The 20,640-nt window shown below is 72.4% G+C and carries 16 protein-coding genes; 11 read left to right on the top strand and 5 right to left on the bottom strand.

The genetic code is table 11. From position 1 onward, the window contains the following. The first annotated feature begins 38 nt into the window (after positions 1-38). From ABD331_RS00475 to ABD331_RS00465, 3 genes are read left to right on the top strand one after another with little or no spacing between them, the layout of a single operon-like run. Entirely contained in the window at positions 39-1,241 is a 1,203-nt protein-coding gene (locus tag ABD331_RS00475) for an MFS transporter (protein WP_344470108.1), read from the top strand. A 54-nt stretch (positions 1,242-1,295) separates the two neighbouring features. Further along, entirely contained in the window at positions 1,296-2,018 is a 723-nt protein-coding gene (locus ABD331_RS00470; RefSeq protein ID WP_344470107.1) for a polysaccharide deacetylase family protein, read from the top strand. A 37-nt stretch (positions 2,019-2,055) separates the two neighbouring features. Further along, on the top strand, positions 2,056-3,333 hold the full coding sequence (locus ABD331_RS00465) for a D-arabinono-1,4-lactone oxidase (protein ID WP_344470106.1): 1,278 nt from the start codon (positions 2,056-2,058) through the stop codon (positions 3,331-3,333). Here the strand turns inward: ABD331_RS00465 and ABD331_RS00460 are convergent. After that, positions 3,306-4,070, bottom strand: coding sequence for a hypothetical protein (locus tag ABD331_RS00460; protein WP_344470105.1), 765 nt, complete (start codon positions 4,068-4,070; stop codon positions 3,306-3,308). The genes ABD331_RS00465 and ABD331_RS00460 overlap by 28 nt on opposite strands. Positions 4,071-4,183: 113 nt before the next feature. Here ABD331_RS00460 and ABD331_RS00455 point away from each other — a divergent pair, with 113 nt between their 5' ends. Both ABD331_RS00455 and sepH read left to right on the top strand, forming a co-directional pair. Further along, positions 4,184-5,131: a protease inhibitor I9 family protein gene (locus ABD331_RS00455; protein ID WP_344470104.1), complete on the top strand. Its 948-nt coding sequence runs from the start codon at positions 4,184-4,186 to the stop codon at positions 5,129-5,131. A gap of 160 nt (positions 5,132-5,291) precedes the next feature. After that, a complete protein-coding gene (gene sepH, locus ABD331_RS00450) occupies positions 5,292-8,333 on the top strand; it encodes a septation protein SepH (RefSeq protein ID WP_344470103.1) in 3,042 nt (1,013 codons plus the stop codon). Positions 8,334-8,736: 403 nt separating this feature from the next. Here sepH and ABD331_RS00445 read toward each other — a convergent pair whose 3' ends face one another. Further along, the gene (locus tag ABD331_RS00445) at positions 8,737-10,173 is read right to left on the bottom strand and encodes a PH domain-containing protein (protein WP_344470102.1); all 1,437 of its coding nucleotides are present in this window, start codon (positions 10,171-10,173) and stop codon (positions 8,737-8,739) included. 323 nt (positions 10,174-10,496) lie between these two features. After that, positions 10,497-11,009: a PH domain-containing protein gene (locus ABD331_RS00440; RefSeq protein ID WP_344470728.1), complete on the bottom strand. Its 513-nt coding sequence runs from the start codon at positions 11,007-11,009 to the stop codon at positions 10,497-10,499. A 568-nt stretch (positions 11,010-11,577) separates the two neighbouring features. Between ABD331_RS00440 and ABD331_RS00435 the strand changes: the two genes are divergently transcribed. The 6 genes from ABD331_RS00435 to ABD331_RS00410 all read left to right on the top strand — a co-directional run bounded on the left by ABD331_RS00435 (position 11,578) and on the right by ABD331_RS00410 (position 19,320). After that, the gene (locus ABD331_RS00435; RefSeq protein ID WP_344470100.1) at positions 11,578-12,126 is read left to right on the top strand and encodes a YbhB/YbcL family Raf kinase inhibitor-like protein; all 549 of its coding nucleotides are present in this window, start codon (positions 11,578-11,580) and stop codon (positions 12,124-12,126) included. 184 nt (positions 12,127-12,310) lie between these two features. Further along, complete coding sequence (locus ABD331_RS00430; protein ID WP_344470099.1) at positions 12,311-13,765, top strand: hypothetical protein; 1,455 nt, start codon at positions 12,311-12,313, stop codon at positions 13,763-13,765. Between the two features lie 78 nt (positions 13,766-13,843). Then, positions 13,844-16,078, top strand: coding sequence for a SulP family inorganic anion transporter (locus ABD331_RS00425; RefSeq protein ID WP_344470097.1), 2,235 nt, complete (start codon positions 13,844-13,846; stop codon positions 16,076-16,078). Positions 16,079-16,082: 4 nt separating this feature from the next. Continuing rightward, positions 16,083-17,096, top strand: coding sequence for an NAD-dependent epimerase/dehydratase family protein (locus ABD331_RS00420; RefSeq protein WP_344470096.1), 1,014 nt, complete (start codon positions 16,083-16,085; stop codon positions 17,094-17,096). A gap of 583 nt (positions 17,097-17,679) precedes the next feature. Beyond that, positions 17,680-18,354, top strand: a complete 675-nt coding sequence (locus ABD331_RS00415; RefSeq protein ID WP_344470095.1) for a serine hydrolase — start codon at positions 17,680-17,682, stop codon at positions 18,352-18,354. 330 nt (positions 18,355-18,684) lie between these two features. Further along, complete coding sequence (locus ABD331_RS00410) at positions 18,685-19,320, top strand: class I SAM-dependent methyltransferase (protein ID WP_344470094.1); 636 nt, start codon at positions 18,685-18,687, stop codon at positions 19,318-19,320. Between the two features lie 279 nt (positions 19,321-19,599). On the opposite strand, the gene ABD331_RS00405 is transcribed toward ABD331_RS00410, so the two are convergent. Together ABD331_RS00405 and ABD331_RS00400 are read right to left on the bottom strand one after the other, a co-directional pair. After that, a complete protein-coding gene (locus ABD331_RS00405) occupies positions 19,600-19,803 on the bottom strand; it encodes a hypothetical protein (RefSeq protein WP_344470093.1) in 204 nt (67 codons plus the stop codon). 65 nt (positions 19,804-19,868) lie between these two features. Beyond that, positions 19,869-20,486, bottom strand: coding sequence for a chemotaxis protein CheB (locus ABD331_RS00400; RefSeq protein ID WP_344470092.1), 618 nt, complete (start codon positions 20,484-20,486; stop codon positions 19,869-19,871). Positions 20,487-20,640: the final 154 nt, after the last annotated feature.

Below are 20,640 nucleotides of genomic sequence, written 5' to 3'. Positions count from 1 at the left end.
TACGCAAGGGTTAGCTGCTTGAGTAAGGGGGAAACAGCGTGGTCGGGCCTTACCGGGGGTTGTTCGAAAGGCCCGGCACGAAGGCTTTCGTGCTGGCCGGGCTCGTCGGCCGGATGCCGATGTCCATGCTCGGCATCGGCGTCATCCTGCTGATCACCGGGCTGACCGACAACTACGCCACCGCCGGAGCCGTCGGCGCCGCCTCCAACCTGGCCTTCGCCGCCGCCGCCCCGCTGTCGGGCCGGCTGGCCGACACGTTCGGGCAGAACCGGGTGATCCCCCCGTTCGCCGTCGTCAACGCGCTGGCGCTGGCGGCCCTCATGATCTCCGCGGGAAGCGGCCTGCCCGAGTGGACGCTGTACGCCTCCGGGCTGGTCATCGGCGCCACCTCGCTGTCGCTGGGCTCCATGGTGCGGGCCCGCTGGTCGGTGATCCACGGCGGCACGGACCGGCTGCACACCGCCTTCGCGTTCGAGTCGGTGGCCGACGAGGTCGTCTTCGTCACCGGGCCCGCGCTGGTCACGGTGCTCGCGACCACCGTGAACCCGTACGCGGGTCTGACCGTGGCGCTGGTCTGCATGCTGATCGGCTCGCTGGCCCTGGCCGCGCAGCGGCGCACCCAGCCGCCCGTGCAACTGGTCAAGTCGTCGGGGGGCACGCCGATCCTGATCCCCGGCGTCGCCCTGCTCGCGGGCGTCTCCCTGGCGCTGGGCGCGATCTTCGGCTCCGTCGACCTGATCACCGTGGCCTTCGCCCAGGAGCAGGGCGTCAAGTGGGCCTCGGGGTTCCTGCTGGCCTCGTTCGCGGGCGGGTCGATGGTGTCGGGGCTCTGGTTCGGCTCGCGCAACTGGCGGATCTCGCTGCGCGCGCGGTTCGTCCGGGCGCTGATCCTGTTCGTGGTGGGACTGCTGCCGATCCTGTTCATCGGCAGCCCGGGGATCATGGCGGCGGCGCTGTTCCTGGCCGGGTTCGCCATCTCGCCGACGCTCATCACCTGCTTCTCGCTCACCGAGCGGCTGGTGCCGCAGTCGCTGCTCACCGAGGGCATGGCGTGGATCTCGACCGCGATCACGCTCGGCGTGGCGCTCGGCTCGTGGGCGGGCGGGCAGCTCACCGAGACGTACGGGGCGTCGGACGCGTACCTGTTCTCCATCGTCGCCGCGGCCGTCGCCGTGGTCGTGGGCATCGGAGGTTCGGGTTTGCTGAGACTTCCCGCGGCTCCTTCACCCTCGCAGAGCTGATCCGCTACGGTCGGGACATCCCTCGCAACACCCATCACACTGGAAGCACTAGTTATGTCCCGACAAATCAGTTCACTCCTAGCTATCGCGGCTGTTTGCGTCACCCTCGCTCCCGCGCCGGCCTTCGCCCAGGCGCCGAAGAAGGAGCCCGTCGACTGCGAGCAGGTCAAGTGCATCGCGCTGACCTTCGACGACGGCCCGGGCAAGTACGCGGGAACGTTGCTGGACACGCTGAAGAAGTACGACGCGAAAGCGACGTTCTTCCTGGAGGGCCAGTACGTGAAGAGCCGCCCCCAGTACGTCAAGCGCATGGCCGCCGAGGGCCACGAGCTCGGCAACCACAGCTACAGCCACCCCGACTTCACCAAGAGCGAGGCGGCGACGATCAAGAGCGAGATCCAGAAGACCCAGGACGCGGTGAAGAAGGCGGCGGGCGTCGAGCCCAAGCTGCTGCGCCCGCCGTACGGGCTGGCCGACCTCCAGGTCGCCGACATCGCCGCGGAGTTCGGCATGCCGATGATCCTGTGGACCGCCGGCTCGCAGGACTGGAGCACCAAGAACGTCGACGCCATCCAGAAGCAGACCCTGGCCGTGGCCAAGCCGAACGCGATCATCCTCATGCACGACTGGGTGAAGCAGACGGTGGACGGCATGCCCGCGCTCATCAAGACGCTGCAGAACAAGGGCTACCACCTGGTCACGGTCTCCGACGTGGTCAAGAGCGAGAACCTCGAACCCGGAGACATCTTCCCCGTTCCCGCGGGCTGGGAGAAGTGAGTATCGTTCGCGTCTAACCGGAACTGAAGGGGTGCCCGTGGCCTTCGTGAATTGGGCGCGCAACCAGTCGGGCACCCCTGCCGAGGTGCGCACTCCGTCCTGTGCCGAGGACGTCGTGCGCGCCGTGCGGGACGCCGCCGCCACCGGGCGGCGGGTCCGCATGGTCGGCACGGGCCACTCCTTCACCGGCGTCGCGCTCACCGACGGGATCATGCTCGAACCGGACGCCCTGACCGGGGTCAGGACCTGGGCGGGCGACCGCGTCACCGTGCTGGCGGGCACGCCCCTGCGGGTGCTCAACGAACTGCTCGACAGCCGCGGCCTGGCCCTGGCCAACATGGGCGACGTCACCGAGCAGACCGTCGCAGGCGCCATCCAGACCGGCACCCACGGCACGGGACGCGACAGCGGCGGCCTCGCCGACCAGGTCACCGAGCTGGAGCTGGTGCTCGCCGACGGCTCCGTCGCCACCGCCGCGCCCGGCGAGGACCTGTTCGACGCCGCCCGCGTCGGGCTGGGCGCGCTCGGCATCCTGACAGCCGTCACCCTGCGGGTCGAGCCCGCCTTCCTCCTGCACAACCGCCGGCGCAAGCTCGCACTCGGCGACGTCGTCGCCTCACTCGACGAGCTGACCACCGCCGAGCACCTGGACTTCTTCTGGCTGCCGCACACCGAGGCCTGCCTGGTCAAGACCAACGACCGCAGCCCCGGCCCGGCCAGGCCGCCCGGCGCCTTCCGCCGCTGGCTGGACACCGTCTTCCTGGAGAACACCGTCTTCGGCGCCGCCTGTGCCCTCGGCGCCCGCCTGCCCGGGCTGATCCCCCGGATCAACGCGCTCAGCGCGGCGGCGCTCGGGGACTCCGAGTCGGTGGACGTGTCGTACAAGGCGTTCACCGCGCGGCGGGACGTGCGGTTCCTGGAGATGGAGTACGCCGTGCCGCGCGAACGCCTCGCCCAGGCGCTGCGCGAGACGCGCGACCTGATCGAGCTGATGGACTGGAAGATCACCTTTCCGGTGGAGGTGCGCGTCACGCCGCCCAGCGACGCCTGGCTGTCCACGGCGTACGGACGGGAGTCCGCTTACATCGCCTGCCACGTCTACCGGCCCACCCCGAACCCCGCGTACTTCGAGGGCGTCGAGGAGATCATGACCCGGCTCGGCGGGCGGCCCCACTGGGGCAAGCTGCACACCAGGGACGCCGCCTACCTCGCCAAGGTCTACCCCCGCTTCGCGGACTTCGCCGCGCTGCGCGACCGCCTGGACCCCGGCCGCCTGTTCACCAACCCCTACCTGGACACCGTCCTCGGGCCCTGACTCGCCGGGACGCCGCCGTCCCCCTGCTCCTCATGGGACGGCACCTCCTCGAACTCCTCCTCCTGGGTCGGCGTGGCGCTGGGCGTGGCCTCCCGCGACGGCTCCACCGTGTCCGACGGCGTCGGCGCGGGCGTCGGCGTGGGCCGCACGCTCGGCGACCTGGTGGGCGTGGGCTTCGGGGTCGCCGTCGGCGTCGGATCCGGGGTCTCGGGCAGCGGGTAGGCGGGCTCCTCGGTCCACGTCCGCGTCTCCCGGGTGGCCGGAGCCTGCTCCTCCTCCTGCCGCCGCTGCTGCTCCTGCTGCTGCTGGGCCTTGGCCGGCGTCTTGCCGGTGACCTGCTCGTGCACGGTCTGCTGGGCCGCCGCCTGGTAGACCAGGATGCCGCCCATGCTCACGCCGAACACGATCGCCGCCGCCGCGCCGACCTTCAGCCACGGCAGCCTGAACGCCGCCCGCCGCACCGCGGGCATGACCAGGGTCGTGTCCCGCTCCTCCTCGACCGGCTCCCCCCGCCGGTTCTTCAGCGGCGCGTGCTGCTTGACCCGCTCGCCCGTCTGCTTGAGGTAGTGCGTGTAGACGGCCGTCGCGACGGTGCTGGCGACGCTGACCACCGCCGCCCCGATCACCGTGCCCGCCACGCCGAGATACGACGCCGCCACCGCCGCCGTCACCGCGGCCAGGGCGCTGCCCAGGATCTGCGGCATGCTCAGCTCGAACTTCCGCTGCTCACCGCTCATCCCCCGGATCAGTCCTTCCTGGCCATGCGTTCGGTAAAGAGCTGTCTCGTGAATAGACGCGAGTGCGTGTCCTGTTGTTCCTGTGACCTGCGTGACAGGCATCCTTCTCACTCGTGCCCCGACGACTCGGCCTGCCCTCCGTATACCTCGCCGCGGCCGTGGCAACGGCCGCCACGACCGCCGTCCCTCTCGCCATGACACCCGCCGCGGGACTCTCCCTGCACCCCGAACAGCCGGAGCCCGCCCGGCCCTACATCGTCACCGCCCGTGACCGGGAGGCCGCCCGCGACCTCGTCGGCGAGGTGCGGTGGCGGGTGCGCCGCTACTACACCTCCGCGCTGCCCGGCTTCGCCACCTTCCTCACCCCGGGCGAGCTGGACGAGCTGCGCGCCGACGCGCGCGTGCGCACGATCGAGCCTGACCGCCAGATCCACCCCATGGCCGTGCGCTCCACGGAACGCGCCCCATCGGTGCGGGCGAGCGGCGCTGGCACCACGCTGTACGTCGTGGACAGCGGCGTCGCCGTCCGCCGCCCCGCGCTCGACGACCGGGCCTGGCGCGCCTTCGACGCCACCGGCGGCACCGGGCGGGCCTGCGGCGACCACGGCACCCGCGTCGCCGCGCGTGCCCACGACGTCGCCCCGAAGGCGGGCCTCGCCTCCGTGCGGGTGCTCGGCTGCGGCGGCACGGGCACGCTCGCCGACGTGCTGGCGGGGCTCGACTGGATCCACCGGCACGCCCGCGGCCAGTCCGTCGCGCTGCTGGCCACCGACGGCGCCGACTCGCCCGCCCTCGCCAGGTCCGCGCGCTCCCTCGTCCGCTCGGGCGTGTTCGTCGTCGGCGCCGCCAACGGCGACGCCTGCCGGCTCGCCCCCGACGGCCGGGTCTTCTCCGCCCACGCCCCGTACCTCGCCGGAGTCGCCGCCCGCCATCTCGAACGTCATCCGAACGCCGACCCCGCCACCCTCTCCACCTGGCTGGACTGCACCCCCGCCCGAGGCGCGATTCGCCAGAACCCGTCGAGGCCAAATAACCTCCTGGTACGCAACGGCGGGCTCTGAAGGCATGGACACCACAAATGTGACCGGCGTCACATCGCCCCGGGGCTATCCCAGGAAGGCGATGTTCGGACATGCCGGGTACGGTGCTGGCAGGCAACCGGCACACGCGAGAGACTCAAGGGTCCGGGGGAAGAATGGCGACGCTGACGAAGGGACTCGCATGCAGGAGCTCCGACTCGTCGCGGTGAGTGAGGACGGCACCTACCTCGTGCTGGCTACTGCCGGGCGGGGTACGCGCTTCACGCTTCCCGTGGACGACCGGCTCCGTGCTGCCGTCCGCGGCAACTTCTCCCGTCTCGGCCAGTACGAGATCGAAGTGGAGAGTCCGTTGCGCCCCAAGGAGATCCAGGCCCGCATCCGTGCCGGAGAGACGGCAGAGGAGATAGCCGCGACCGCCGGGATCCCGGTCGAACGAGTCCGCTGGTTCGAGGGGCCCGTGCTCCAGGAACGCGAGTACGTCGCCCAGCAGGCACAGCGCGTCGCCGTCCGCATGCCAGGCGAATCCGCGCCTGGCCCCACCCTCGGCGAGCTCGTCGCCGAACGGCTGACCAGGCGCGGCGTCCCCACCGACGAGATCGACTGGGATTCCGCCAAGCGCGACGACGGCCTGTGGCGGGTCAAGCTCGGCTACGTGTGGAACGGTCACACCCGCCACGCCGAATGGCTCTTCGACCCGCGCAAGCGGCACGTCACCCCGCACGACGACGAGGCCATGCGCCTGTCGGCCGCCGACTTCGACCCCGACCCTGCCGTGGTCGAGGACACCACGGTGACGCCCTTCGCGCCCCGGGTCGCCAAGCTGCAGCCGGTGCCGCCGCTGTCCTCCGAGACGCTCGCGTTCCCTTCCGTGGTGCGCGGCGAGCCCGAGGAACCAGCCGTCCCCTTCACCCCGCCGCCCGCCCCTGCCCCGGTCAGAGAAGAACCGGTGGCACGTGAGCCCTTCCGGCCCGAACCGCCCGCCCGTGAAACCGGCTATGCCCGTCCCGTGGACACCTCGTCCCGTCGTGGCGGGTCTTCGCCGTGGTTGCCCGATTTTGGGTCGGGGAGGGGGGAGCACGAGTCCATCTACGCTCCAGCCACCCCGCCACCTTCCCGCCCCGACACCCACCCCGACGCCCGTCCCGACACCCGTCCCGACACCCGTCCCGACACCCGTCCCGACACCCGTCCCGACACCCGTCCCGACACTGCGCCGCCGCCTCGTTCCGAGAGCGCGCCGTTGCCTCGTTCCGACGCCGCGCCGTCGCTTCGTCCGGAGAGCGCAGCGTCGCCTCGTCCCGAGAACCTGCCGTCGCCTCGCCCTGACGCCTCGCCGTCGCCTCGTCCCGAGAGCGCGCCGTCGCCTCGTCCCGAGAGCGCGCCGTCGCCTCGTCCCGAGAGCGCGCCGCCGCCTCGTCGCGAGACGGCAGCGTCGGTGTCCCGGCCTGAGACGGCAGCGCCGTCGCGTCCTGACGCCGCTCCGGCATTCCGTCCCGACGCCGCGCCGTCGCCTCAGCCTGACGCCTCGCTGGTGGAGTCCCGGCCGACACCGGTCGCCGAGGAGCCCGCCGCCCACACCCGGCCCGCCGCCGAGCCCGCCCCTCAGACCGGGCCTGCACCCGAGCCCGCCGCCCACACGCGGCCCGCCACGGAGCCCACCGTCCAAGCCGAGCCCGCGCTGGGCTCTGCCGTCGAGCCCACCGAGCTCAAGACGCCCACCACCCCGGAACCAGCCGCCACCGCCGCGCCCGAGGTCGCGGCCACCACGCCTAGCCCGGCGGCACCGCCGAGCCCCGCGGACGCCCAGGTCACCGCGCCGCGGAGCACCGCACCCCAGGCCACCACACCGCCGCCCGCCGAGGCGACCCCGGCAGCGCCCGCCGCCGCGACCGCAGGCGTGGAGACGGGCAAGGAGCCCGCAGCCGCGACGGAGCCCGAGACGGCAATCGCCTCCGCTCAACCGCAAGTGGCAGAGACCCAGCCGCAGGTGGCAGAAGCACAGGCGGCGGACACATCGCCTGCGCAGGCTGACGCACCTGAGGCCGCTGAGGCACCCGAGGCCGAACTCACCGCAAGCTCCGCTCCAGCCACGAAGACAGACGCCACCACGGCAGACGCGGCCACAGCAGACGTGGCCACAGCAGACGTCACCACACCGAACGTCGCCGAGCAGACCGAAGCCGTCAAGCACGCCGAAGCCGCAAAGCAGGCGGAAGCGGTCGAGCACGCTCAAGCCGTCGCGAGCATCGACACCGCCCCGGCCCAGGCCTCCACCTCGGAGCCCGCACCGGCAGCCACCGAGCAGGCGACCGGCTCCACACCTGCGGCGACCACTTCCGAGCAGCCGCCGTCGCCCACGACCGCACAAGCGACCGCAGCCGCGCAGCCCACTGCCACACAGCCGACCGGCGCTCAGCCGGTTGCCGCGCAGCCAGCCGACGCTCGCCCCGCTACCGCGCAGCCGTCCGACGCTCAGCCCGCCACCGCGCAGCCGTCCGACGCTCAGCCCGCTACCGCGCAGCCAGCCGACGCTCAGCCCGTTGCCACACAGCCAGCCGACGTCCAGCCTTTGGCCGACCAGCCCACCGACGCTCAGCCCTCGGCCGCGCAGCCGCCCGCGCCCGCGACCGCGCCCGAGCAGCCGACCACGCCCGTGCCCGCGCCGAAGCAGCCGACCGCGACCGCACCGGAGCCACCGGCCGCGACCGCTCCGGCGCAGTCGGCGGCGACTCAGCCGGAGCCGGTCACCCCGGACAAGCCCACCACCACCGAGCAGCCCGCTGCCACGGAGCACCTCGCCACCGAGCAGCCCACCGCCACGGAGCAGCCCGCCGAACCGGCCGCAGCGGCTGAGAAGCAGGCCGTCACGGAAGCGGCACCGGCCGTCGAGACGAAGGCCACCGAAGCGGCACCGGCCGCCGAGAAGCAGGTGGTCGCCGAACCAGCAGCCGAGGAGCGGGTCGCGTCCGAGGAGGAGGCGCCCGAGCCGGAGCCCGTGCAGGAGACGAAGCCTCCCGCACCCCAGCCCAAGCCCAAGCCCGCTCCGGCGGTGCCGGCGGCGCGGGCGGGCGGCAAGGACGAGGGCAAGGAGGAGCCGCCGGTGCCGGTGCCGTCTCCCCCGCCCGCCCCGGCCGCCCGTCAGGCGCGCAAGGGTTCGAGGGGCCGCCGGGCGTCGGTGCCGACGTGGGACGAGATCATGTTCGGCGCCCGCCGCCAGGACTGACCGCAGGAGACGACACCACCGATCACGCCGTCACGTCGGGCACGCGGCGGGCTGCATGCCAGGAACCCCTCCATGGCCGCACCCCGCGTCCCCGCAAGAGTGACCGGCCCGGGTCCGCCGCGCCCCGCCACCGGCGTCGGCCGACCGCGTCACGAGCAACCGCGCCAGTCACCGACGCCGGCCAGCCCCTGTCGCAACCCACTCCGCCTCAACGCCGTCCGGCCCCTGTCGCTACTCGCCGCGCCTCAACGCCGGCCAGCCCCTGTCGCAACCCACTCCGCCTCAACGCCGGCGAACCCCCGTCGCAACCCACTGCGCCTCAACGCCGGCGAACCCCTGTCGCGACTCGCTGCGCCGCAACGCCAGCGAACCCCCATCGCGACGCCTCAGGCGGGGAGCCCCGTCACGACTCGCCGCGCTCCAGGAACGGGGCCAGCCACTCGGGCGTCACCTCCGCCGCGAACTCCACCCCCTGCGCCTCCGCGACGTCGATCGCCGAATAACCGCCCTTCCCGGCCCCGACCCCGGCGATCAACGTCAGCACCCCCGCCCGCCGCTGGAACCACGTCTGCCGCAACCGCCACCCCACCACGGCCCGCCGTTCGACCACGGCCTGGGCTCGTCGCAGCGACCCCGACCGCACCGCCAGCCGCGCCCCGTCGTACCCGTGCCCGAGCGACGCGTACCGATCGAGCCCGAGCGGCACCCCCGTCCCCGCGAGGAGCAGCGCCAGCACGAGCAGGGCCCACCACAGGAAGCCCCCGGCGAGCCACAGCCCGGCGAGGCCGGCGGCGGTGAGGAGGAGCCAGGGGAAGACGGCACGGAAGAGGCGGCGACGGCGGGCGACGGGCGGGTGGGGGCGGAGGGGGGCGTGGTAGGGGCCGATCGCGTCGCCGGTGACCTGGATGGCGACGGTGCGCGGCACGTCGGGCAGGAGTTGCCCGCGTGTCTCCGAGTCGCCGAGCCCGGTCACGATGGCCCACACGCGTACGACGCCGGCCCACCGTTCGGCCAGGCCGTCCACGATCTCGTAGCCGCGCACCCGCTTGGACTCCAGCGACACGCTGCGCCGGTTGATCAGCCCGCGTTCTGCGACCAGGTAGCCGTCGCGGCGTTTGAGGACGAAGTTCCAGTTGAAGACGGCGTACATGAGGCCGCCCGCGAACGGCATCGCCAATACGAGCAGCGCCGCCACGCCGAGCAGGAGGGAGGGGTGTCCCCACAGCCACTCCCCCGCGCTCAGGGCGTCGTCCTGGCTGAGGCCCAGGTCGTCCCCCCATTGGAGGGCCAGCCCGATCGCGCCGCCGATGAACGCGAACGGGGTGAGCAGGTACGCGCCGGACAGCGGCCCGTACAGGAGCCACTTGCGGGGCACGCCGATGATGGGCCGTTCCTTGGGGCCGGGGGCGGCGTGCGGAACGCGGGCGTCCTCGGGGACGGCGGTGCGGCGCAGGAGGAGCGCTTTGAGGCGTTCGGCCTCCTCCAGGGAGACGCCGGCGAGCTTGGCCTCCTCCTCGTCGCCGCTCGCCCCCGTGTCGATCTTGAGGATGGTCAGGCCGAGCAGGCGGTGCAGGGGCGGGGTGGAGACGTCGACGCCGCGGATGCGTTCCAGGGGGATGGTGCGGACGGAGCGGCTGATCAGGGAGCGCTTGGTCTCCAGGCGGTCGCCGACGATCTCGTACGTGAAGGTGGCCCATCGGATGGTCGAGAACACCACGGCGGCGACGACGCCGACGGCCGCGTAGGCGTACGACCTGGCTGAGAAGCCGCCCACGAACAGGACGCCGACCAGGGGGAGGAGGAGGGAGGGCAGCATCCGGACGGGGTCGATGAGCAGCACCTTGGGATGGAGGCGCTGCGGTGCCCGGCGCGGCAGCGGCGGCCCGCCGGGCGCGGGGGTCGGGCCCCCAAAACCGCCGACCGGCCCGCCGGGCGCGGGTGGCGCCCAGCCAGCGGGGGCGCCTGCCGGATGAACGGGAGGACCGGCCGGATGAACGGGGGGACCAGCCGGGTGAGCGGGAGGACCAGCCGGGTGAGCGGGGGGATTGGCCGGCGGAGCCGGAGGATCGGCCGGCGGAGCGGGAGGAGCCGCCGGGTGAGCGGGGGGATTGGCCGGCGGAGTGGGAGGGGGCTCATCGCCGTGGGGGCGATCCTCGGGCGCGCTCATGTCGCGTCGTCCCTGAGCTCCTCCGCCCGCCGAGCGAGCTGCTCCGCCACCTCGGCCGCCACCCGATAGTCGAGCCCCTTGATCGTCGACGACCCCGCGTGGGAGGCCGTCCTGATCTCGAGCGTGGCCAGCCCGAGCATCCGCTCGAACCACCCCTGCCCCTTGTCGACCGTCTGGATGCGGCTCACAGGCACGAACACCCACTCCCTGGTCAGGAACCCCGACCTGGCGTAGACGACGTCCCCAGAAAGCTCCCAGCGATGCACGAAGTACCGTACGAACGGCTCGGCCACCAGGAACGGCAGCGTGACCGCCATGACCCCGACGGGCAGCAGCCACGCGTCGGCGGCCAGCCATCGCGGCACCCACGACCAGTCGGTGCCGTCGATCCACCGCGACACCAGGAGTGAGCCTCCCAGGAGGAACACGAAGGCGACCAGCGACTCCAGCAGCCACATCCGGATGGCCTTGGGCGAGACGCGGTTCGCCGGATCGCGCAGAGCGCCCATTGACGTCACAAGGCCAGCTTATGGCGCGAACCCGGCAGGCGATCTGTCCACGGCCCAGTAAGCGCGGCGCGGGCGCGGATTCGTGCGTAAAGATCCGCCGCCCGTCCCGGCGTGTCTGCCGCGCCCGCGCGCGGCGTCGGTGCCATGCTCGTGGCGGCCAACCGCAGGCTGTCGAGCTTGGCCACGTCGGCGGCGCCACGTACGTGCCAGCCAGGCCCGGCCAGCGTGTGACCGCACCACTGCGCGAGTGCCTCACGCAACGTGGCAGCCGCCGCCCGTTCGAAGCGAGCGTGTACCGCATGCCCCCATCTGGGCGCAGCTTATTTTGGGGACGCCGACGGTCCGAAACCCATGTCCGTTTCACCGGCACGGGCGGCCTTCCGGGGGCGAATGCGAACACCACATGCGCTCCGGAGGGCGTCGATGTGGCCAACCTCACTACGCGAATGCCCTCAATCTTGCGCTTTTCGGATCCTTTACCGACCACCGACCATCGAGAAACGGTCTGCGCACCGCCGAGAGCCGCGTAGCATCGTCCGGCATGGGGCTGTGTAACGCGGCATCGCGCATGCGACGCTTCGCTGTCAGTGTGACGGCGGCGGCGATCGCACTGTCGCTGTCGGGTTGCGCCAGTCTCGGTTTCATCGGCAGATCCCAGGCGCAGGACATCGCCGAGATCAACGTCTCCAGTCCTGAGCTGCGTGAGGGCAAGCCGCTGCCCAGCGATTACTCCTGCAAGGGCGACCAGGGAAGCCCGCCGCTGCGCTGGTCCAGCCAACCGCTGTCCGAGGCCAAGTCGATCGCCATCGTGGTCGACAGCCACACGTCCGAGAAGGCAGCGGTGCACTGGGTCCTCTACGACATCCCGGCCACCACGACGGAGCTGGGCCCCAACGCCGCCGCCGACCCGCCAGCGGGCACGGGGCAGGCGCGGGTGACCAGTGGCAAGGTCGGTTACGAGGCTCCGTGCGAGGCGAAGGCCGGCTATCGGTTCACGGTGTACACGCTGAGCGGCAAGGTGGGTCTTCCGGCGGGCTCCCCGCTGCCCGCGGTCCTGAAGAAGATCGCGGAACAGACCATCGCCCGCGGCCGTCTCACGGTGGTGGACATCCAGTGAGAGGCCGATCACGGCAGGTAGTGCCGGTGTACCAATTATTCACGTAGGGTGTGACAACTCTCATAGTGGTCCGACACAATCAGATCCAATTGTTAGGCACTGGTGATCAAAGGGGGCAGATCGCGTCGATGGCCGCGCGATCTCATCGGTGCCAGAGGGAGGCCATGGCTTTGAGGGTGGTGCAATGATCGCGGTCGTAGTGAGCTTGGTCGCTGTCGTGCTCCTCGTGCTCGTCGTCGTGGCACTGGGCATGCGCTCGATGAACCGCAGGGAGAGCTCGCTTCCTCCGGAACGGCTGAAGGAGATGGCCGAGAAGGAGGAGCAGACACAGACTCGTTCGACGGACCAGTTCGCGGCGCACGAGCCGCGGATGGCCAATTTCAGCCCTGACTTCAGTCCGATCGACGAGGTCAAGGCCAAACCGGTGCGTACCGGTCAGCGTGGCAGGCGTGGCGTCGACGAGTGGGGCAACCCGACGACCGACGACGATGACGAGGAGTTCTGGGCCAACATCCGCAGTGACGCGGAGGAGGGCGAGTTCGGCGCCGGGGGCACCGTGGCCGCCAGGAAGGGCGCGTCCCGTCCGGTGGAACGTCCCGAGGCCGAGCGCCAGCCCAAGCGTGGCGAGCGCCCCGCCAAGCGGCCCGAGCGCGCCGCCAAGCCGCGGCCCGCCGCCGCCTCCGCGGGCGTCGACCCCAACGCGGCCACCGTTCAGGCTCCTCTTCCGCAGCGCCAGCCCGCCGCCGCGTCGGCCAACCTGGCCGACCTGGTCGAGCCGCAGAAGCGCGCTCCCAGCCAGGCCGAGCTGGCCGACCAGCGCACCATGACGTTCGCGGCGCCGACGCCCGACGTGCTGAGCATCCTCGGCGCGGCGGCCCAGCCGGTGCCCGCCCCCACCCGTCCCGAGCCGGCCCCCTCCCCCCGGCCCACCCCCGTCTCGTCCAACGCGATCTCCTCCAACGCCTACCCCGGCACCGCGAACGGCAGCGGCTCGTTCCCCGCGGTGAGCCCGACCTCCAGCGGCAACTTCCCGGCCGCTCCCGGCCCCATCCACGGCGCGCCGACGAGCGACCCGTTCCCCGCATACGGCGGCGGCGCGGCAGACGCGCTCGAGAGCACGTGGACCCAGCAGCCCACGGGCACCACGTCCGGCTCCTGGGCGGCCTCGGCCGACATCCTGGACGACCCGGCCCCCGCCCCCTCCGCCACGCCCTACCCCGGCGCCAGCTCGTGGCCGGCGTTCGAGCAGCCCGCCGCGCGCTCGTCGTCGTCCTCGTCCTATCCCGCCTCGTACGAGGTGCGCTCCGGCTGGGCCGTGGCCGACGACTCCGACCCGCTCACCGGCCCCTCCCCCGCCAGCGGCACGCCGACCGTGCCCGGCAGGGCCGTCTCCAACTACGACGTGCTGTCGTCGTCCACCCCGACGCCGCCGGTTCCGCCCGCCTCCCCGTTCGCGGCGGGCGCGTACGAGACCGGCGACATCACGACCAGTCCCGCAGCCTGGCCCGACCCGCCGTCGGCGGGCAACGGCGCCGCGGGGACGTGGCCCGGCCAGCCCGCGCAGGCGCGCGGCGACGGCCGCGGCAACCACCGGCGCGGCCCGGATCAGCAGGACTATCCGCACGACTACTACCGGTGATCTCCAGTACCCATTAATAGGTAAAACCAGCGCGACTCCCCCCTAAAGCGAGGACGACGGAGCCATAGGGTTTGCTCCATGTTCCGCGACACGCAGAGTAGCTGGATGAGCACCCTCCGGCATGATGTGCCAGCCTCGCTCGTCGTCTTCCTCATCGCGGTGCCCCTCTCTCTGGGCATCGCGATGGCCTCCGGAGCGCCGCTGGCCGCCGGGTTGATCGCCGCCGTCGTGGGCGGCGTCGTGGCGGGCGCGCTGGGCGGTTCGGCTGTCCAGGTGAGCGGCCCCGCCGCCGGGCTGTCGCTGGTGGTCGTGGATCTCGTGCACACGTACGGGTGGCGCGCCACCTGCATGATCACTCTGCTGGCCGGGGCCGTCCAGCTCGTGCTGGGAGTGTTGAAGGCGGCCAGGGCGGCGCTGGCGGTGTCGCCGGCCGTGATCCACGGCATGCTGGCGGCCGTCGGCGTGATCATCGCCCTGTCGCAGCTGCACGTGGTGCTGGGCGGCAGCCCGCAGAAGTCCGCCGTCGCGAACGTGCTGGAGCTGCCCGGCCAGATCGCCGACCTGCACGGGCACAAGGTGGCCGTCGGCATCCTCACGATCACCGTCCTGGCGTTGTGGACGCGGCTGCCCAGACGCGTCAAGGTGATCCCCGCGCCGCTGGCGGCGCTGGCCGCGGCGGCGGTGACGGCGTGGGCGTTCGGCTGGGACGTGACGCGGGTGGACCTGTCCGACAGCCTCGGCGAGTGGGCCTTCCCCGTGCTGCCGCAGGGCGACTGGCACCTGGTGGTGACCTCGGTGCTGCTGGTGGCGCTGCTCGCCGGGTGCGAGTCGCTGCTGTGCTCGGTGGCGATCGACGGCATGCACGGCGGGCGCCGGGTGGACCTCGACCAGGAGCTGACCGGCCAGGGCGTGGCCAACATGGTCAGCGGCGCGCTCGGCGGCCTCCCCGTGGCCGGGGTGATCGTGCGCAGCACCGCGAACGTCCGGGCGGGCGCCCGTACACGCTGGTCGGCGATCCTGCACGGCGTGTGGGTGCTGGTGTTCGCGCTCGGCTTCGGCTGGACGATCACGCTGATCCCGCTGGAGGCGCTGGCCGCGCTGCTGGTGCTGATCGGCGTGCAGATGGTGAACCTGGGCCACATCAGGAAGGTGCACGGGCACGGCGAGGTGCCGGTGTACATGGTGACGATGGCCGCCGTCATCCTGCTCGGCCTGGCCGAGGGGGTGCTGGCGGGGCTGGCGCTGGCCGCGCTGCTCGCGCTGCGCCGCCTGACGTGGGTGACGGTGCTCAAGCGGGAGGACCGCGACGGGCGGCTGAACGTGACGATCTCGGGGTCGCTGACGTTCCTGGGCGTGCCCAGGCTGACGCACGAGCTGCGGACGATCCCCGCGGCCACGACCGTCGACCTCGACCTGAACATCGACTTCATGGACAACGGCGCCTTCGAGGCCATCCACTCCTGGCGGCTCGACCACGAGCGCATGGGCGGCACGGTGGTCATCGACGAGCTGCACGACGAGTGGTACGCGCTGGCGGCCAGCGGGGCGCGCACGCTGCCCGCCAAGTCGCCGCTGAAGGCGCCGGACCGCTGGTGGCTGCCGTGGGCGCACCGGCGCCGCGAGCAGGAGCCGGTCAGCGTGTCCCACGACGGCGCGCCGGAGTGCCTGCTGACGGCGGGCGCGCGCGAGTACCACCGCCGTACGGCGCCGCTCGTCCGGCCCATCTTCACCGAGCTGGCCCGCAAGCAGCAGCCGTCGCATCTGTTCATCACGTGCGCCGACTCCCGCATCATGCCCAGCCTGATCACCGCGAGCGGCCCAGGCGACCTGTTCACCGTGCGCAACATCGGCAACCTGGTGCCGCGCAAGGGCTCCGAGCCGCACGACGACTCGGTGGTGGCGGCGATCGAGTACGCGACGCAGGTGCTGGGCGTGCACACGATCACCGTGTGCGGGCATTCGGGCTGCGGCGCGATGGCCGGGGTGCTGAGCGGCGGGGTGCAGGCCGGCAGCCTGCCGGGGCTGCGCAGGTGGCTGCGGCACGGTGACCACAGTTTGGCCACGTTCATCGAGACCGAGGGCGAGCGGCTGCACGCCGGGGCGCTGGACGTGCTGTGCCGCGTCAACGTCCAGCAGCAGCTCGAGAACCTGCGCACCTACCGCAAGGTCGACGAGCAGGTGCGGGCGGGCAAGCTGGAGCTGGTCGGGCTGTACTTCGACATCGGCTCCGCCCGCGTGCACCTGGTGCCGCCGCTGCGCCCTACGCTCTGCGTGAAGACGTTCGATCGCACGGTGGTCACGAGCGAGGATTGAACCCATGAAGGTTCTGGTCATGGGCGGGTCGGGGTTCCTGGGGCGCGCTGTCGTGGAGGCGGCGCTGGCGCGGGGCCATGAGGTGACGACGTTCAACAGAGGGCGCAGCGGGGCCGACGTGCCCGGCGTGGAGGCCGTGCGGGGCGACAGGGAGGTGCGCGCGGACCTGGAGCGGCTGGCCGAGGGCCGCCAGTGGGACGTCGTGGTCGACACCTGCGGCTATGTGCCGCGCGTGGTCGGCGAGTCGGTGGCGGTGCTGTCGGGGCGGGTGGCCACGTACGCGTTCGTGTCCAGCGTCTCGGCGGTCGACGGCTTCCCCGCCAAGCCCGCCGTCGAGGAGGCGCCCGGCTGGGCGTGCGCGCCGGACGCGGGGCCCGACGACGGCGACTACGGGGTGCTGAAGGCGGGCTGCGAGCGGGCGGTCGAGGAGGGCTTCGACGGTGACGCGCTGATCGTGCGGCCCGGCGTCATCCTCGGCCCGCACGAGGACGTGGCCAGGCTGCCGTGGTGGCTGACCAGGATCTCCCGTGGCGGCAGGGTCCTGGCCCCCGGCGAGCCTTCCGGGCCGCTGCAGATCGTGGACGCCCGCGACGTGGCGGTCTTCACCCTCGACCAGGCGGCGCGCGGCGCGTCCGGCAGCTTCCTGGTGACGGGCCGGGTCGGTGAGACGACGTACGGCGCGTGGCTGGCCGAGTGCGTGGCGGCCACCGAGTCCGGCGCCGAGCTGGTGTGGGTGGACGACGCGTTCCTGGTGGAGCAGGAGGCGGGGGCGTTCGTGGAGCTGCCGCTGTGGAGCCCGCCGTCGGAGATCAGGGACAACTTCTGGAGCGTCCCGACGGCCAAGGCCGTGGCGGCCGGGCTGCGTACCAGGCCGGTGGCCGAGACGGTGCGCGACACGTGGGCCTGGCTGCGCGAGATCCCCGAGGACAAACGCAACTACGGCAAGAACAACCGGCACGGCATGGCCCCGGAGAAGGAGGCGGCCATTCTTTCCGCATGGGAGTCGCGTTCTGCGTAATCCTCCGCAGAACGGGCGGCGGGGGCGGGGTTAAGGTCGCTTTGCCAGCGAGGTTCTCCACTTGCCCATGGCGCTCCTCGCGACGCCGGTCCTGACTCCCAGGGGCCGGAGGGGCGGAGGTGCCCGACGTCGAGCTATATGCCCTCTGGACGGGGCCGCCGATGGTAGCTCGACGGCGGGACGGATCACCTCCGCCCCTCACCGTGTTCTCATGCAGCTCAGCTAACACGGTGGAAACACCTGGGCCGGGATGCTGCCTGCCATGCATTTCATGGCATGGCACGACTTGTCGGCTTCCGGGTAGCTTGACGTGCCCGCGTATCCCTCGGGGCGGTGGGCCGGTGCGGCCGTCGCCTTCGCTCTTCTGACCTTCAGCGGGGTTCCCGAGCCTCCGCCCCTCCCCCTCGGCCCCGTGACCGCCGCTGCGCCCTCGTACCCGTCTGATCCGGCGCCCACGTATCCGTCTGATCCGGCGCCCTCGTACACCTCTCACCCAGCGCCCACGTACACCTCTTACCCGGCGCCCTCGTACCGCTCTTATCGGAAAGGCCTCACACGCTCGCTCGACCGCTACCTACGGGGCGTGGACGGTGATCTGGCCGTGCCGGTGCGGGAGCTCTCGTCCGGCCTGTCCTACTCCTACAACCCCGGCCTCAGGACGGCCACGGCCAGCATCGTCAAGGTCGACATGGTGATGGCCCTGCTGCTGCGCGCCCAGCGGCAGCGGCGCGCGCTGACGGGGTGGGAGAGGCGGGCGGCGGCGCAGGCGATCAAGGTCAGCGACAACGCCGCCGCGTCCCGGTTGTGGGCGGCCATCGGGGGCGGCTCCGGCCTGGCCAAGGCCAACAAGAAGCTGGGTCTGCGGGACACCCGGCCCGGCCCCGGCGGGTCGTGGGGCTCCACCACGACCAGCGCCGCCGACCAGGTGCGGCTGCTGAACGCGCTGGTGTCGGCCAAGAGCCCGCTGTCGGCGCGGCACCGCCGGTACGTGCTGGGCCTGATGCGGGACGTGGCGCCGGAGCAGGCGTGGGGGGTGAGCGCGGCCGGGGAGAAGGCCGAGGTCAAGAACGGGTGGCTGCCTCGGGAGCGGGATGGGGGGCGGTGGACGGTCAACAGCATCGGGCGGGTTCGGGAGGGTGGGCGGACGTACCTGATCGCTGTGGTCTCGCGGCGGCATCGGTCGTTGGGGGCGGGGATCGAGGCGGTGGAGCGCGTCAGCGAACTGGTCGCCAAGGCGATCGGCCGGGCGCTCCTGTAAGGCCGATCCAGAGGGGCGATCCGGTGAGGCGATCCGGCAGGCCCATCCCGCCGCCCGACCCCGCAGCCCGACCCCGCCGCCCCATCCCGCAGGCCCATTCGCGCAGGCCCATCCCGCAGGCCGACCCCGCAGACCCACACCGCAGGCCCACCCCCAGCCCGACCCCGCAGGCCTACCGGGCAGGCCGACCCCCCAGCCCGACCCCGCAGACCCCATCCCGCAGGCCGACCCCCCAGCCCGATCCAACCAGGGAAATCCGGCCGGGCGATCGGGCAGGGTCATGATCGGGTGGTGAGGCATGCTGGAAAGGAACCGTTCCGAGGGGATGCGATGACACGACAGACCGACTTCCAGCACCCGCGCTTCGCCCAGGCGTACGCGCGGGTGGCCGAGCTCGTGGACCGGCGGGGCGGCTACGAGCACCGGCGACGGCTGCTGGCCGGGGCAGAGGGGACGGTGCTCGAGGTCGGAGCGGGCAACGGCCGCAACTTCGCCCACTACCCTCCGGCGGTCACGCGGGTCGTGGCGGTGGAGCCGGACGACACGCTGCGGGACCTGGCCAGGGCGCAGGCCGCGTCGACACCGGTGCCGGTGTCGGTGGTGTCCGGGCACGCCGAGGAGCTGCCGGCCGATGACGGGGCGTTCGACGAGGTGGTGGTGTCGCTGGTGCTCTGCTCGGTCCCGTCGCAGGCCCGGGCGCTGGCGGAGGCGGCACGGGTGCTCGGGCCCGGCGGGCGGTTGCGGTTCTACGAGCACGTACGCTCACCCAACCCGGCGTTCGGCCTGCTGGAGGACATCGTCACACCGGTGTGGCGACGAGCGGCGGGCGGTTGCCGACCGAATCGGGACACGCTCGGAGCGATCCGGCAAGCCGGGTTCGAGGTGATCGAGTCGGAAAGGTTCGGATTCGCGCCCCAACCGGGAATGCCGCGACTGACGCACATCCTGGGGCACGCGCGACGGTAACCCGCCCCGAGCGGTCACTTGGCGAAAAGCCCGCTTCCACCCGCCGCTGACGTCCCCCTGCACGGCAGCCCGGCTTCCCCGTGCCGCGAGCCGTCGCCCTGCCGGGAAGCCACCTCGCCTGCCACAGACGTCACTCTGCGCGGAAGCCCGCCTCCACGGGCCACGCAACGCCGCCTTGCCAGAGAGCCCGCCCCCGCCTGCTGCAGCCATCACCCTGCGGGGAAGCCGTCTCCCCCCTGCCACGAACGTCGCCTTTCGGGGAAGCCGCCTCCCCGGACGTCACCCCGCCGGGAGGCCCGCCTCCGCCTCCCGCATACCGCCGGGCCGCTTCGTCTCGACCTCCAGCTCGTGCAGCCGCCGGAGAGCGGCCTCCGTCTGGTCGAGCGCCGCGTGGAGCCGCTCCCGGGCCTGCTCCGACCGTTCCCTGGCTCGCCGGCCCCTCTCCCGAGCCTGCCGCAACCAGTCGTGCTGGTGCTCGCTCAAGGACGTCACCTCGCTCATGGCCCGCACATACCCCTTGTTCTCCGGCACATTCAACGCCCGCGCCGTCACCTCTCGGGCGGTTCGAGGAGCGGTGTGGTGGTCAGGGTGAGCAGCATGGCGGCGAGATCGTCCACGTGAACCACGTGATCGGTGATGGCGTCGCGGCCGATCGTGGCCTGCGGCATGGCCGGCTGGGCGGAGCTTTCCAGGCTGGCGCTGATCACGGTGCCGCCGAAGCGGTGCACCGCGGTGCAGCCGGTGGCGGCGTCGTTGCCGTGGCCGGACAGCACCACCGCGATCGCCCGCGGCCCCGTCACGACGGCCAGCGTGGTCAGCAGCAGGTCGGCCGAGGGACGGTACGGCGGGGTGCTGCCGGAGGGGATCAACGCGATCGTCTCCTCCGTGGTGATCAAGGTGTGCCGTCCCGGCGGGGCGACCAGGACCCGGCCCGCCGTCAGCGGCTGCCCGTCCTCGGCCTGCTCGACCTGCAGCGCCGTCGCCCTGTCCAGCAGGACATGCAGCAGGCTGGGCCGGTCGGGCGGCATGTGCTGCAGGGCCAGCACCGCCGCGGGAAGGTCGGCGGGCAGCCCGGACAGCACCGTGCTCAGCGCCGGCAGCCCTCCCGCGGAGCACACCAGCGCCACCACAGGTGTCTTTCCGAGGGCGTAGTCCCCGATCTCCATTTCTTCCCTCCCCCACGGCACGTTCACGGGCCGCGCCGGACCCATGGCATCGGCTCGGGTACCGACACCGATCGATATGCCGCGAAACGACCGGTCTGAATCAGCAGGGGCGCCACGGGTTCACGGGACGGGTGCGGGATGGGACCGCGTGGTG

The organism is Nonomuraea monospora (assembly GCF_039531895.1).
GTDB lineage: Bacteria > Actinomycetota > Actinomycetes > Streptosporangiales > Streptosporangiaceae > Nonomuraea > Nonomuraea monospora.
The sequence above is the reverse complement of the archived record's forward strand: the minus strand, read 5'-3'. Positions and strand labels throughout refer to the sequence as shown.

Excerpts from the sequence above, each read along its gene's own strand:
- ABD331_RS00435 (WP_344470100.1), top strand. The coding sequence starts at position 11,578 with ATGCGACGCTTCGCTGTCAGTGTGACGGCGGCGGCGATCGCACTGTCG.
- ABD331_RS00460 (WP_344470105.1), bottom strand. The coding sequence starts at position 4,070 with ATGAGCGGTGAGCAGCGGAAGTTCGAGCTGAGCATGCCGCAGATCCTG.
- ABD331_RS00410 (WP_344470094.1), top strand. The coding sequence starts at position 18,685 with ATGACACGACAGACCGACTTCCAGCACCCGCGCTTCGCCCAGGCGTAC.
- ABD331_RS00420 (WP_344470096.1), top strand. The coding sequence starts at position 16,083 with ATGAAGGTTCTGGTCATGGGCGGGTCGGGGTTCCTGGGGCGCGCTGTC.
- ABD331_RS00470 (WP_344470107.1), top strand. The coding sequence starts at position 1,296 with ATGTCCCGACAAATCAGTTCACTCCTAGCTATCGCGGCTGTTTGCGTC.
- sepH (WP_344470103.1), top strand. The coding sequence starts at position 5,292 with ATGCAGGAGCTCCGACTCGTCGCGGTGAGTGAGGACGGCACCTACCTC.
- ABD331_RS00425 (WP_344470097.1), top strand. The coding sequence starts at position 13,844 with ATGTTCCGCGACACGCAGAGTAGCTGGATGAGCACCCTCCGGCATGAT.
- ABD331_RS00400 (WP_344470092.1), bottom strand. The coding sequence starts at position 20,486 with ATGGAGATCGGGGACTACGCCCTCGGAAAGACACCTGTGGTGGCGCTG.
- ABD331_RS00440 (WP_344470728.1), bottom strand. The coding sequence starts at position 11,009 with ATGGGCGCTCTGCGCGATCCGGCGAACCGCGTCTCGCCCAAGGCCATC.
- ABD331_RS00430 (WP_344470099.1), top strand. The coding sequence starts at position 12,311 with ATGATCGCGGTCGTAGTGAGCTTGGTCGCTGTCGTGCTCCTCGTGCTC.